This is a genomic window from Lentilactobacillus diolivorans DSM 14421 (genome assembly GCF_001434255.1).
Taxonomy (GTDB): domain Bacteria; phylum Bacillota; class Bacilli; order Lactobacillales; family Lactobacillaceae; genus Lentilactobacillus; species Lentilactobacillus diolivorans.
Genome location: NZ_AZEY01000098.1, coordinates 1 through 13,830, shown reverse-complemented (window position 1 = coordinate 13,830; position 13,830 = coordinate 1). Strand labels below are relative to the sequence as shown.

The 13,830-nt window shown below is 40.3% G+C and carries 9 protein-coding genes; 3 read left to right on the top strand and 6 right to left on the bottom strand.

Annotation, left to right across the window (positions count from 1 at the left end; translation table 11 throughout):
- Positions 1 to 138 precede the first annotated feature (138 nt).
- Complete coding sequence (gene cas9 / locus FC85_RS11850; protein ID WP_057865751.1) at positions 139 to 4,269, bottom strand: type II CRISPR RNA-guided endonuclease Cas9; 4,131 nt, start codon at positions 4,267 to 4,269, stop codon at positions 139 to 141.
- 1,050 nt (positions 4,270 to 5,319) lie between these two features.
- Between cas9 and FC85_RS11845 the strand changes: the two genes are divergently transcribed.
- Positions 5,320 to 6,678, top strand: coding sequence for a hypothetical protein (locus FC85_RS11845; protein ID WP_057865750.1), 1,359 nt, complete (start codon positions 5,320 to 5,322; stop codon positions 6,676 to 6,678).
- 184 nt (positions 6,679 to 6,862) lie between these two features.
- Here FC85_RS11845 and FC85_RS11840 read toward each other — a convergent pair whose 3' ends face one another.
- The 5 genes from FC85_RS11840 to FC85_RS11820 form a co-directional block, all read right to left on the bottom strand.
- Positions 6,863 to 7,393 (bottom strand): hypothetical protein, encoded by a 531-nt coding sequence (locus FC85_RS11840; protein ID WP_057865749.1) that lies wholly within the window; start codon positions 7,391 to 7,393, stop codon positions 6,863 to 6,865.
- 144 nt (positions 7,394 to 7,537) lie between these two features.
- A complete protein-coding gene (locus tag FC85_RS11835; RefSeq protein ID WP_057865748.1) occupies positions 7,538 to 8,227 on the bottom strand; it encodes a glycerophosphodiester phosphodiesterase in 690 nt (229 codons plus the stop codon).
- 222 nt (positions 8,228 to 8,449) lie between these two features.
- Positions 8,450 to 9,484, bottom strand: coding sequence for an SDR family NAD(P)-dependent oxidoreductase (locus tag FC85_RS11830; protein WP_057865747.1), 1,035 nt, complete (start codon positions 9,482 to 9,484; stop codon positions 8,450 to 8,452).
- A gap of 34 nt (positions 9,485 to 9,518) precedes the next feature.
- Positions 9,519 to 10,271 (bottom strand): DNA/RNA nuclease SfsA, encoded by a 753-nt coding sequence (sfsA, locus tag FC85_RS11825; protein ID WP_057865746.1) that lies wholly within the window; start codon positions 10,269 to 10,271, stop codon positions 9,519 to 9,521.
- A gap of 26 nt (positions 10,272 to 10,297) precedes the next feature.
- Positions 10,298 to 10,861 (bottom strand): TetR/AcrR family transcriptional regulator, encoded by a 564-nt coding sequence (locus FC85_RS11820; RefSeq protein ID WP_057865745.1) that lies wholly within the window; start codon positions 10,859 to 10,861, stop codon positions 10,298 to 10,300.
- 219 nt (positions 10,862 to 11,080) lie between these two features.
- On the opposite strand from FC85_RS11820, the gene FC85_RS11815 reads away from it, so the two are divergent.
- Both FC85_RS11815 and FC85_RS11810 read left to right on the top strand, forming a co-directional pair.
- The gene (locus FC85_RS11815) at positions 11,081 to 12,829 is read left to right on the top strand and encodes an MFS transporter (protein WP_057865744.1); all 1,749 of its coding nucleotides are present in this window, start codon (positions 11,081 to 11,083) and stop codon (positions 12,827 to 12,829) included.
- 346 nt (positions 12,830 to 13,175) lie between these two features.
- Positions 13,176 to 13,706: an HdeD family acid-resistance protein gene (locus tag FC85_RS11810; RefSeq protein WP_057865870.1), complete on the top strand. Its 531-nt coding sequence runs from the start codon at positions 13,176 to 13,178 to the stop codon at positions 13,704 to 13,706.
- Positions 13,707 to 13,830 lie beyond the last annotated feature (124 nt).

Here is a 13,830-nt window from a genome sequence, read left to right as displayed (position 1 = left end):
TATCCTCATTAATCTGACTTAACGCTAAAACTCACTCCTCGACAGGGCAAAACTTTTGAATCATTTCTCTGTCGAAAAGGTCTACTTCTTATTTTATCATGCCTACATGTTCAATCAAAGGCTTCAATAGCACCACCATTAAAGATCTCGCAAGCGAACTCTTCTTTCAAACAAGCCACTTGGTGATTGGTAAACCAAGACCGCATCCTTGGATAGTTTAATCCCATTGGGCGACTGAAATTTACCAAATGGAGACGAAATCCCCAGATAACGTAAATTGGTCATCATCGTGTTAGCATGGAGACCATTCAAAATCTGAGATAATGTTTCGTACTTTCCGTGTTCAATCAGCCGGTTGGCACGATAAACATTGTGAATTGGCAAAGAAATGAATTGCTTCCTGCCGTCATGCAGCGATTGCCTGAAGTGTCGTTGATCATACAATTCAAAATAACGATCGATTTTGGTTAAAATTTCATCATAAACATCAATCAAATCCTGACTGCCATTTTCATCGGTTAACCGTTCTTCACCACTCAATATTTGTCGCGCCCTTGAAGACAGTACCAGTTGCTTGGCATTAAATTGATAGGTGGAACTTCCCAGCATGAACTTCTGCTGACCATCAATAATCAACTGCCGATAATAAACTTTATCCAGAATAACCGCAAAGGGTTCAGTTGTTTCTTCATAATAACCTGTCTGACGATTTTTCTTTCGCTTGGTAAACTGCGGCTGAAGGATTTTATGCAACGTATTGGCATAAGTATCGGCCCCTTGTTTCATCGCGCTTTGCAAGCGGCCCACCATTCTCGTTGGAATCCCAACTACTCTGTACTGATCGGATTTTGGACCACCCAAGCGCACAATAGCCAGATATGCATCAACATTACCACTGTAGCCACCATAAAGCTTGGTTGCCCGATTTTTCTTAACGGGAATCAACTGTCGTCCAGCAGCTTGACTTGCCGGATAAATTGTTTGATTAAACATCGCACCCTGCCGAGAGTATACCGCCTGAGAGATCAACATGAATTTATATTGGTATACGTCACGCAACACACTGTTTGCCGCTGCCTTATCCCAAATCATTTCACCGGTTTCCCAATCCGTCAACTCATTCGGTTCAGCCTGCCCTAAGTCAAACAAAAAGTTGAACCGATTGAGTCTAAAAACAATCTCTTTGGATGAACTAAAATCACCATAGACAAAGTAGGATCGCAACCGCGGATATCGGCGATCCACATAGTTTCCAATAAACGCCGCCAAATAAGCATCAAGACCGTGATCATAATCATTAACTTCAGGCAAATTAACCAAATTAAATTGGCGTCGCATTTGATAAACCATTCTTGGATTAATTGTTAAAACCCGAGTCCCATTATCACCATACTTTTCGGTTAAGACACTGGCAACCCACTGCGTAATCGGATTCTTTTCGACCAGGTAGCGATTCAACAATTGTTCACGGGTCGACTTAGATAAATGATCAGAGTCCAAAGTTAGATTTTGATACTTCTGTTCGCTAATCAATTTATTGTCGCGCAGCACTTGCCAAAACCGAATCATCTTGGCATCAGATTTTTCGCCAGACGTCTTCCCCAATTGTGACGAATGGTTTTGAGACACCAACACACGGTTATTAACCGAATCATCGTAAGCAAACGTTTGGGGCATAATATGATCAATCATATCATTTTCCAACTCACTCATTTTAAGCATTTCACCAGTGTATAAGTCCCGGCCAAGCTGAGTAAAGTACAGGTACAACTTGTCCGACAACACCTGATGCTTTTCCGCCGTTGCCTGTAATTCAGCTTTTAATTGGTCATCCACCATTTTGGCAGGTAAATTTCGATATGTTCGAAGAATGATATTGGCATTATCCCGCTCATGTCGAATTGCATCGGCAGGTGCTTTGGAAAAATGCAACGATATTTTCTGAGGTGGGCACCCGATTGCCTTCACAATGTCGTCAACAACTTCGACCGTCTGCCGAATTGCTTTCTTATTTTGGGGTGATAGAAACGCGGTGGATAAAACATCATCAAGCCCTTTTTTTCTCAATAGGGCCGCATTGGATGCCATGATTTGTTTCGCAAAATGAGCTTCATTCATTATTTCCCGAAACCGTTTATTTGTTTGCCAAAGTTCATCCAGAATTGATTGACCGGCTTGATTTTTTAATCCTAATAAGAGCTTTTCAGAAAGTTGTCCCCACCCTTGATAATTCTTAGAAAGAAGATCCGTTTTTTGCTGTTGCCCTAGCCAATCGATCTGATCCAACTTGGCTTTATAAACAGCATGATCTTCAAAAATAGTCGCATATAAAATAATCTTTTCAAATTTCTCTTTCTGGGAGGAATCATCCACTTTACCACCAAAAATGTTTTTAAAATCAAGATAGGTTGATAAGGTTGTTTTAAAACGCTCACTATCAGAGACTCCGGTAATTACCGGAAGTGTCGGCAGCTTTTCAATCGACTTTAAATAATTTTGAAGATTTAGAACCGTCACTGTTCTTTGCCTTTTAAACAAGTCATTAAAGATGCGCTGCTTTTGTGAAACCGTCAATGACTTATGGTTTACCTTAACAGCATTCAACTCATCCAAAACCAGGTACCGTTGATAAGTCAAACTATTGGCCGGTAAAACGTCAGCCTCAAGCAAATGATTATCCTTAGGCATATTTTGACGAATAAACTGATTTGCTGAAGCAAGCCGATCAACTTTTTGATCAAAGTTCCACGGCGTGATTTCTCCGGCAGCCCGACGCGTCATCCACGCAAATTTGGCTCCGGAAGTATGCAGCTGATCAGTTGCCGTGATCAACGGACCAACATAATACGGAATGCGAAAACTCACCAACTCGTCCAACTGATAGTTGGCAACCCCAGCTCGTGAACGATTGGGATTTAACGTTTTTAGAAAAGGATAGTACTCGCCCTGATTTTCAATAATCCGGTCCAATTCTTCCTGTTGCAGCTGATGCGGAATAACCCGATTTAAAGGCGTTCGTTGCAATGGCATAAAGTCATCCTGAGCCAACCGTTCTGCCAAATCCCGCCCTTCTTCCGACGGGTCCAAGTTCTTTTTAATAAGTGCAACAAACTGATCGTGAACTAGCTTATGTCCGTCCCCTTTACCAATGTAGTCGGTATAGGCTGCTTGAATCCGCGCCGCCTTAGCTTTGGTCATCTTTTTGCAGGCCTCAGTCAGCAATTGCAAGTCAGAATGGTGTTTTTGATAACGACTAACCATTGCTTCAGATAAAGTTTCCCGACTTGGGACTATTTCATTAAGGATGATCTGCGAATAAATTCGTTGGGTGACAGCCAAAATTTCTTTTTGCGTGGCATTAAGTGACTCGCGTAAGATGACCAGTTTATCATCAAAATCTTCATCTCCAAATTTAATAAATTCGTCAATTGATTCATTAGGATCACTATTTAAGAGCACATCCGGCCGAAACTTATAGCCGAAAACAGCCTTTGAAAACGCTGACGCAATTTTTTGATGATGGGAATCAATCCTTTTTTCATTTGTCTTTATGAACACCCTTTTTGCTAGTTGTTTTTGGCGATCGATTTTTCGACCGTCATTAACTAAAAGTTGCTTGTCCAACTCGGAAAAAATTTTTTCATCAAATTGAAATGGCGACTCGCCCTCTAACGATTTGTATAGCTGATTTAATTCAGAAAACTGATCTTCAAAACGCTGGTTTCGACCTCTAAAAGCTGAAACCGGTAGTGGATTTAAAAAGTTTCCACGATATTTGACAATATGATGAATCGCTAAATACACTTCGCGAAGGTCAAATGGCCGCTTTTCAGTCATCAGTGCCAGTCTCAAGTGATAAATTGTCGGATATTTTTGATAAAACTTGATGTCGCCACCATTTGGAAACAACCCCGGTGCCAAATATCGCCGCTTATCTGCAGGCGATAAACTTGAAGCTTTCAAACGCTTAAAAAAAGTAGGATCAATTTTTCTCAAAGGTGCACTAAAAAACTGCTTAAGTAAGTTGAGACGTCGCCGGCGTCGTTTCAATCGCCGGCGGGTCGTTCGGAAATTCTTTCGACCAACGGCTGACTGACCTTCTTGAAAGAGCCGCACACCAATCACTGTCTTCCCTTTTGCACGCATAGGTCGCTGCGCTTCATCAATAGCAGTGAACCCAACAGAAGTAGTGCCGATATCAAGTCCAAGAGTATATAACGGCGAAGCTTTATGAAATTTATTATTTTTTTCTCGATTTTTCGTTGTCATTCACTCCTTTTTGTAATACTATTGAAACTGTATCAAAGACCTTTAGTTTACCTGTCGAAAATTGTGGGATATTGTGAAAAAGAATCCGCCTCAAAAAGGTTATGCGATCAATAGCCATACGCTGCTTTGCCCTCAGGATTGATTTAGCTATTATCAACAATGACCAAATTCAGGAAAAGCGTGACCGTGAAACTAAAACATCTGTCCCATTAAAAGATATTTGAATAACACCAAATGAAAAGCAAAACACACAATGGCTTCAAATCATAAATCGACGCTGTTGACGTTGCTGGTTATCAAAATGGACACAAATAGTCCGCTAACCAAGGCGTTTCGAGAAAAATTTTTTAGCAGTCGGTCATCAACCTAAACTGTTCATCGTTAGGTATCACTATTCTGAAAACGATTGAAAAATTAGCGGTGAAAATCCCGATGGTACTTGGTATTTAAACAAGTGGCATCATAAAGACCACTTGATGCTAAAATTCTGGAAACATACACGAGGGATTTGGTTCCCCTCAACATCCGGCTTAAGCCTCAGACTATTATCATAGATAACCAAATTTATTTTTTAATCAATAAAAATTGTCTTTCACTCCTTTTATTGATAATTTAAACTCAATACGTTAAGGATACTCAAATGATAAAAAAGACAGGTTAGCTTTACCAATTCAGATTATGTTTTGAGAGACGGTGAGACATCAATCAAAACCGTTAACGGAATTGGTCTGCTTAAACGGAAAATTAAGCTGTTAGATAAGCATCGTCCGCTTCTTAAGAGAATGAATTACCTGTCAAACTATTAGTCATTAAAGCTGAGAGATGAATTCAGCAATGGATAATTGCATTCCTAAATCCATCTTGCCCTACTTAGGGTGGTTTGTCATCAATTTCTTTGGCCTGGCTTTTTTGATAACTATTAATAAAAATAGGAAAGAAGATGATAGTCAAAAGTATGTTTCAACTTGTTGACTTAACTAAAAGTCAATTTTATTTTATCCGTCTTATTGAGGGAAACACCGAAATAATAACTATCTGGAGGGATCTTTTATGAAAAGAATCAATCAACTTGCACTATCATCATTAGCTGCTTTAACGATGCTGGGAGGTTTTGGCGCTGCAACCGCTTCTGCCAAAACAACTTCCTATTCTCATTATGTATTATGGAATAAACCAACCGCCAAGAAATATGCTGTTCACTACAAAAACAACAAATCTGTCCTGTTAAATCATCCATATAAGACTGCAAAAAAAGTTAAGAAAGTTCACAATATGAACAACTATAAACATACCACTTTCTATACATACCGCCACATGGAGGTAAAGGGTGGCACCATCTATTATTACGTTAAAGCACATGTTAATGCAAAATCAATCTCTGGTTGGGTGAATAAAAAGAACGTCAGGTTTGGCAAAATCAACAAGGCTAAGGTAACCGCAACAACATCAACCCAAACCACCACAACAACGCCAACATCAAGTTCCACCCCAACAAGCTCCAGCTCCTCAGATAACAATTCATCGACTCCGGCAGCCTCAAATAATTCTACAGCTACAACACCTGGGTCATCCAGTAGTTCCAGTTCAACACCGACTACTCCGGTAACACCAACTGATCCGGCTACAATTGCCAAGTCTCAGGCAGAAAAGGATTTCGCTGCCGGGAAGGATTACAACGCTAATTACAGTAGCGACAGTGCAGCACAAGTAGCATATGCCCAAGCTTACTATGCCGCTAAGGGTAAAGTCGTTGATGCAGCGATTAAACAAGCCCAAACAGATTATCAAAACGGTAAGAGCTACAATCCTAATTATAGCAACAACAGTGTCGGTCAAACCGTTTATGCACAAACTTATTATGGTGCCAAGGGTAGTGATCTTGACAACGACTTCATTACCGATCGGGCCCAAACCCAAGCAGCACAGGATTTTGCGGCTGGCAAAGCCTATGATCCGACTTACAGTACAAATACAGTTGCCCAAGTTGCTTATGCGGAAGCTTACTATAACGCCAAGGGCAAAGTCATTGATGACGCCACTACACAAGCCCAAACCGACTATCAAAACGGTAAGGAGTACAACCCTAATTATAGTAATGACACTTTAGGTCAAACCGTCTATGCGCAAACTTATTATGATGCCAAGGGTACTAACCTTGACAATACCTTTATCACCAATAAGGCTCAAGCTCAAGCAACGAAAGATTTTGCGGCTGGTAAAGCCTATAATCCGGATTATAGTACAAATACGGTTGCCCAAGTTGCTTATGCAAAAGCCTATTATGATGCCAAGGGCAAAGTCGTTGATAAGCAACAATCTTCAGTCAAGACACCCACAACGACACCTGCTAAAACACCAGCATCAACATCTTCAAGCACCAAGACTGCTAACGCATCAGCAAGCAAATAAAAGAATAATCTCCTTTTAAATACTTACTAAATAGTGATAGGGGCTGGGACAAAAGCGATTTTGTCCCAGTCCCGTTTTGTGTAATCACGATTATTACCGAGTGGAACCGTGCGCCAAAAGGCAACTTCCTGCCGCGTAACCGCCTTTCGTCCCACTCTCTATTTTTTTATCAACTTATCATGACCTAAATTTTAGGATAGTATAAAACACCTGGAAAATGTTTATTCCCCAATGCCTTGGCAACTTTTCTGGTTGCATAATAATGGGAATCTGTCCAAATATCTGCCCCACCAGCCTCGCTCATTACTCGGACACGGTGTCCATGATAGCGGCGAATCTTAACACCATAATAATCGCCATCGCCAGCACTTTGGTTCCACCCATATATGTTAGTCCAATGCATCCGGTGGTAGTAAACCGGCGTTGCAAAAGTCCAATTAGGGTGATGACTAATTCGCGTTGCCTTCAAATTACGATAATGGATTTTGCCGTTATAAACATCCCACTTTTCATAGAAATTATGCATTCGATAATGCTTATAACCAAATGTAATTTGATCATACCTGCCATGACCATCATAGTGATACCAAGTATGCCGCAATACCTTTGGAAAAACTTTTAAAGAATAAGCGGCTGCGTGTGATGACTGCGGATTTATTACACCACCAAATAGTAATCCACCAAAACATAATAACGAGATTATCAGTTTTTTCATAATACCCCTCCAGATATCCAAAAGATATTTTTATTATACGTCAAACAACAAGCTCTTCTACCGCAACATAAAAAATAGCCAGTGCCAGAAACGACACCAACTATTTTACTTCAAACAATACTTAAATATTAATCGGTTAAACAGCTAAGCCAATGAACTTGCCACCTGTTCAGCAGATTCAAAGTCATCGGTAAAAATACCGGCAACATTTTGGCTTAACAAAGCTTTCTGTTTCTTGGGATCATCAACGGTCCAAATCCGTTCTTTAACGTTTCTCAAAGGTTGATAATGGCTCAAATGCAACCCGGCCAAATGTTCCTTAGCCATTAGATCACGTGGATTCTTAATATCGTGATCAGCAAGTAAGCAATACTGCTGCGTTGGATCAATTTTATAAGCCACCTTGAGTGAATCCAAGTTAAATGATGAGTAGATCACAGGATAAACCAAATCGTAATTTTTCACCATATCAAGGACAATCTGTTCAATATTGGGATAGTGAATTTCATTTGTCTTAAATTCCAAGTTTAAATGAACCGGCTTATTTTCAGCAAGATCAAGTAATTCTTTTAAGGTTGGGATTGTTTGACCATCACTAAGCTGAAAAGTTCGTAAAGCTTTGAAAGTATACGAACGAATTTCGCCAGTTCCATTGGTGGTTCGGTCAATCTTTTCATCGTGCATAATAACTGGAACATTGTCCTTAGTCAAATGAACATCAAATTCCAAGCCATCAATTCCGTGATTAATGGCATACGCAAAGCCGTCTAATGAGTTTTCTGGAAACTTCTGAGGATAGCCACGATGGCCGAAGATCAATGTTTTGTTTATCATTATTTGTATGTTGCTTCCTTCCAACAAACCTGTAAATGTGCGATCAACTCAAACTATGATGCACTCACACTAATGCATTATCGCTTATGTTAGCATGTCAAAATTGAATTTCAAGGGGGTCAGATCATTTGGTACTGAATTGTCATTCTTTGTGAAATGATTGTAACAAATTGATTGCGCTCCGTGGGATTTTTTAACCTATTTTGATACCAGTTTCAATAACTAGTCCAAAAATCGGCATCCCGTTAATTTTTCGCCAATTCCCCATAACCTTTCAGCAGCCTGTGGATCAATCGACCAAGGTCGGACACCATATTTGGAATCACTGTCAGCCGACACCTCTTGGCTAATATTACAATCTTCAATGAATACGCCGCCCCTATTAGTTAACAACGGACTCGTGGCTGCCCAAAGCGTACTTGCGGCTCCCTGATCAGCTGTTTTGAAATAATCATATTCATCTTGATGCTGCAGTTTAGCATGAATCACATGCTGGGCATTGACTAAGTGGGTCATATGCATCCCATTTAATACAAATGATACTGCCTGTCGAACTGCCCCATTATGCGTTGTATAACGTCCCAAGCCGGTTCCGGGAACTAATCCCGGGTGAACAGCAAAGGCTTGAACGCCGTCTGTCTCAGCCCGTTTATTCAATTCAACGGCAAATAACGCATCTGCGACTTTAGATTGGGCATAAGCCACCTTAGGATCATATTGACGCCCATTAAAATTGGGATCAGCAAAATCAACACCATTCCAACTTTGCGCACGTGAAGACATGACAATCACTCGTGCATTTTGTGCCTTCTTTAAAGCCGGATACAACTTAGCCGTTAATTGAAAATGGCCTAAATAATTAGTTGAAAATTGAGACTCATTACCACGCCGATCACGGTTTAATGGTGGAAACATAATCCCGGCACATTCGATCAACAGATCCAACGGTCGACCAGAATTTAAAAATCCTTCGGCAAATCGGTCAATGGATGCCGGATCCATCAAATCAAGAACCCCGAGTTCAGCATTGCGAATCCGTTCAGTAACCGGCTGCGCTTTTGAAATCGTCCTTGCCGGAACAATGACATGCGCGCCAGCATTAGCTAAAGCTTCAGTTGTTCTTAGTCCAATTCCACTGTATCCACCGGTCACAATGACATTCTTGCCTCTTAAATCAATTCCCTTCATCACTTTCTCAGCCGTTGTGGCATTGTTAAATGGACTCTTGATTGGTGTTTGTTTTGATGTTTGAAGCATTAATTGATTACCTCTTTAGTTGTTACTCTAATGTTTACTGTCGTTTTTTAATCGAGGATGGCAACCCATCACTCACGAATTTTTGATTTAAATCAAATGGCACCGGCTGATCCAAATTCAATGAATCTTGGGTCACCTGGCAATCATAAGCTAAAACGTGAACCCCTCTTTTTTGAGCCTTGGAAATCTCAACAGCGAGGGGTTCGAAAATATCTGTGTCAATTGTCATAGCAGTGATTTTCTCCATCTGAATAATAAATAATAGATAGGACAGGTACCCTTTGTCAAGGGCTTTTTGTAAAGTTTTCACGTGTTTTAATCCCCGTGTTGTTGGTACGTCTGGAAACGCCGCAATACCACGGTTTTCCAATGTAACACCTTTCACTTCCAAGAAAAACTTTTTGCTGTGATCGCCAATTCCTGAAAAGTCTAATCTGGAATCCAGAAAAGTAACCTCAGGAGTCACTTGGGTAATTTGTTGAATACCGGGTAATTGAATCACATTATTTCCCAAACCGGTTTTAACAATTTTGTTGGGCGCCTGCGAATCAACATTAATCCAAAACTGATCATATTTTTTTGCGGCCACTAAATCATATTGGGTTTTTCGGGCCGGATTATCGCTTTTAACCAGCGCTGTTGTTACATTGGGCTGCAGAATTGTTGTCCGACCGGTGTTTTTAACATGAACGGTCACAACCTCCCCTGTTTCAATTAAGCGACAATGGGAAATAAATCGGTTGGGCCGATCGATGAATCTCGCAAGATGACTATTCGGATATCGCATATTTTATCCCCTTCTTAAAAAGATCCTTACGAACGTGAAAGCTTATTTAAAGCTTGAACGAGTGAGTCCGCTACCAACGCCGGTGATTGTGCTTGATCATCATCTTTAGCCAGCCATGTATTCAACACGTTCCAGAACCCACCGACCGAAAAGCTCATAATATAGGCAATTTCCTGTTGGCTGCCCTCAATATGCCAAGGAGCATCAAATAAATCGTATAATCGCGGTGCTTCCGGATTCATCCGATTCAATAAATTCATGAATAAGTTTTGATGAATTAAAATACGCACCCGATCTCGCTTGATCCACCAAAAGTTAAAAAAGAGCTTTAACACCCGTTCAAAGTTCAACTTATCGGCTGTAACCGATTGAAGGGCTGCAATATAATCCCGAATTAATCCATCGCCATAAACGTTTAATAAATCATTCTTATCCTTAAATGCACGATAAAAAGTTCGCCTTGATAATTGTGCCCGTTCAGAAATATCCTTTACCGTGATCATTTCATAAGGTTTCGTCTGCAATAGCTCAAAAAAGGCGTCCATTAGCCATGTTCGTGACTGTTCCGCCATCCGTTCTTTTCCATTCATTTAAATTCATTGTCCTTCCTGTCACGTCTTCAGCTATATGTAGCACTTGTCGTTAAAGGCTGGTTTTTTCTCTTAGGGTTAGTATACTAAAAAGCAGGTGATCTGTCACATGTGTAGCAAACGGCCATTTGTGTGACAGATGATATTGCGCAATTATCATTGCCTAGAAAGGTGGCATTTCAATCAACTTTGTTTGCAAATGCCTCTAGGAGGATATTGATGAAACAAATTAAATATGTACTTCCCATCCTGTTACTCGGTAACTTGCTGTGCATGATGGATGTGTCTATTATGACGATCGTCCTGCCGGAAATTCAAACGGCGTTCAAGGTTAGCCTAACAAACTTATCGTGGACTTTAAATATTTACACCATTGTATTTGCGACGTTTATTATCCCATTTGGCCGACTTGCCGAAAAAATCGGCAGAAATAAATTCGTATTTATGGGTTTAATTATCTTTGGGATTGGTTCGCTTTTAACCGGAGCTTCAACCAATCTTGTATTGATGTTAATCGCGCGAACGATTCAAAGCATCGGGGCAGCAAATATCATCCCGACCAGTATGGTAATTGGTCTCGAAATTAGTAATCAGCAAAATCGGCACAAAATCGTGGCAGCATTAGCGGGTGTTCAGGGACTGGCAGTTGCGTTGGGACCAAGTATCGGCGGATTTGTCTCACAATACTGGGGTTGGCGTTGGGTTTTTTTCATTAACGTCCCATTAGTTGTTTTGGATCTGCTGCTTTACCCGCTGGCATTATCAATGCGAAATGAATCAAAAGATACCCTATCAATCGATTGGTTTGGTGCCGGTTTAAGTATCATTATGCTGTTCTCACTTTCTCTGGGACTGATCAAAGGAAATAGTTGGGGATGGCATTCTACTGGTATTCTTGGACTATTTATAACGGCTGGTTGTTCGCTGATCCTCTTTATTTTACTTGAACAGCGACTAAAATCGCCGATGATTAATATGTCCCTGTTTGAAAGTCGTAATTTTGACGGTGCCGGCATTTCATTAGTTCTGTGCAATTTTTTTCTGGGTGGTATGGCCATTATCATTCCCACATTTTTAACCCGGGTACATGGTGAGAGTGAGCTGCACGCGGCCTTACTAATTACCCCCTATTCAATTGCTGTCATGATATCGGTGATCATCACTTCTTTATTTGTGAAAAAAATCAACAATAAAGTCTTAATTAGTCTGGGATTTATCTTAATCGGCAGCAGCTACTATCTGTTGGCAACAATGAATATCGATCATCATTACACTGACCTGATTATTGCCGCCATTATGTTGGGCATTGGTTACGGATTAGTCGCCGCAACCGCAAATATTTTAGCCGTTGCCGACTTTCATGGCAGTAAATTGACCGACTCCCAAAGTGTCGCCAACGTCCTTCGTCAAGTTGGGATGGTTTTGGCAATTGCTGTCTTTATGACGATCCTTTCAAATAATATCGATTCTGCCAAACAAAAAACACTTACTTATAGCGAAGGGCAAGTGACAGCGTTATCCCTACCAGCTAAAAGTAAAGCAGCAGTTCAACACCGATTGCAGAAAAAGTTGAATCCTAAGAATACCAACGTGGCTGAAAGTAACCATAGTGTCAAATTCAATTCCATTCACGTTTCACGGGAAACAATCCAGCGTTTATCTCAGAAAGTCTATCACCACAAACTACAAATAGTGAGCCAGAAAATAAAAGTGCCGGTATCCAAAGTCCCTCTGTCAGTTAAGCATCAGTTAAAGACAGCTGTTTCACAGGCGGTGCAGCAGCAGGTTCATAAAAAGGCAATCAATTTGAACGGGCAAATCCAACTCGTCATTAATCAAATTAAACATCATTTAAAGCAACAATTAAATCATGCCTTTTTAAAGGTTTACGGCAGCATGATATGGTTACCATTCCTATCACTATTAGTTATTCCAATGTTTAAGTTCAGTAGGGAAGTTCTAAAATAGCTATTTTGACGCAAGTTAGAGATTATAATCAATTTTAGATTTTCTTCTCCAATTAAGCTGATGCCCCCTTAGTATCGGCAACTTTATCAATGACCCGACTATGAATCCTTGATAAAACTGCCGATATTTCAAAGATTGGCTGTGTCCCTTCCTGATGGCTTTCTGAAAAAAGTACCAATCAGAAACAAAAGACTGTTGTTTTACCATTTTTTCTCGTAAAATTAAGATGATACAGCAGTTGGTTAATGCTCACGAATTACCAACTACCATTAAAATTGGAAGTTGTAAAACAGCCTTTCCAAATGATGACGTGGCTGATTTGCAATTTAAATTGGGGGTGCTTGGTTTGAACAAATTCATTAACCAAATTCGAAAATATGTTTGGATTAAAAGCTTGCTTTACATCATTTTTGGATTGTTCTTCCTATTTGAACCGGACGCAACGTTGGATATTTTTATTATCACATTAGCTTCATTTGTGGCCGCGTTCGGTGTGATCAATATCATTGGTTATCTGTGGCAACGCAACCGGATTGATGATCCCGGATTCGGTTTACCGGTTGGCATTCTTCAACTGATCATCGCCACAATTATTATGATTTTAGCTAAACCATTGTTGGCATTCTTGCCGATCGTCTTGGGAATCACTTTAATGGTCTTGGGCATTACCCGGATCGTCCAGTCAATTCGTAATCGTCAATTTGTAAATGTATCACCAATCCCATTTATCATTTATGGTGTTTTACTTGCTGTCGTTGGCGCGATCTTAGCATTTAACCCATACATTACCATCTTGGTCGTTTTGCGATTGTTTGGTGGCACCATGGTCGTAATGGCAATCATGGAAATGGTTATGGCTTGGGAATGGCGGAAGTAATTTTTGCCATTGAATCGGTTCTATATCAAAACAATCTAAGATTAGATCCAGTTAGAAGCCGATAAAAATGGTTGTTCGTCAACTGTTGTTGGTGAATTCAAATATTAAAGTTCTAATCATTTCG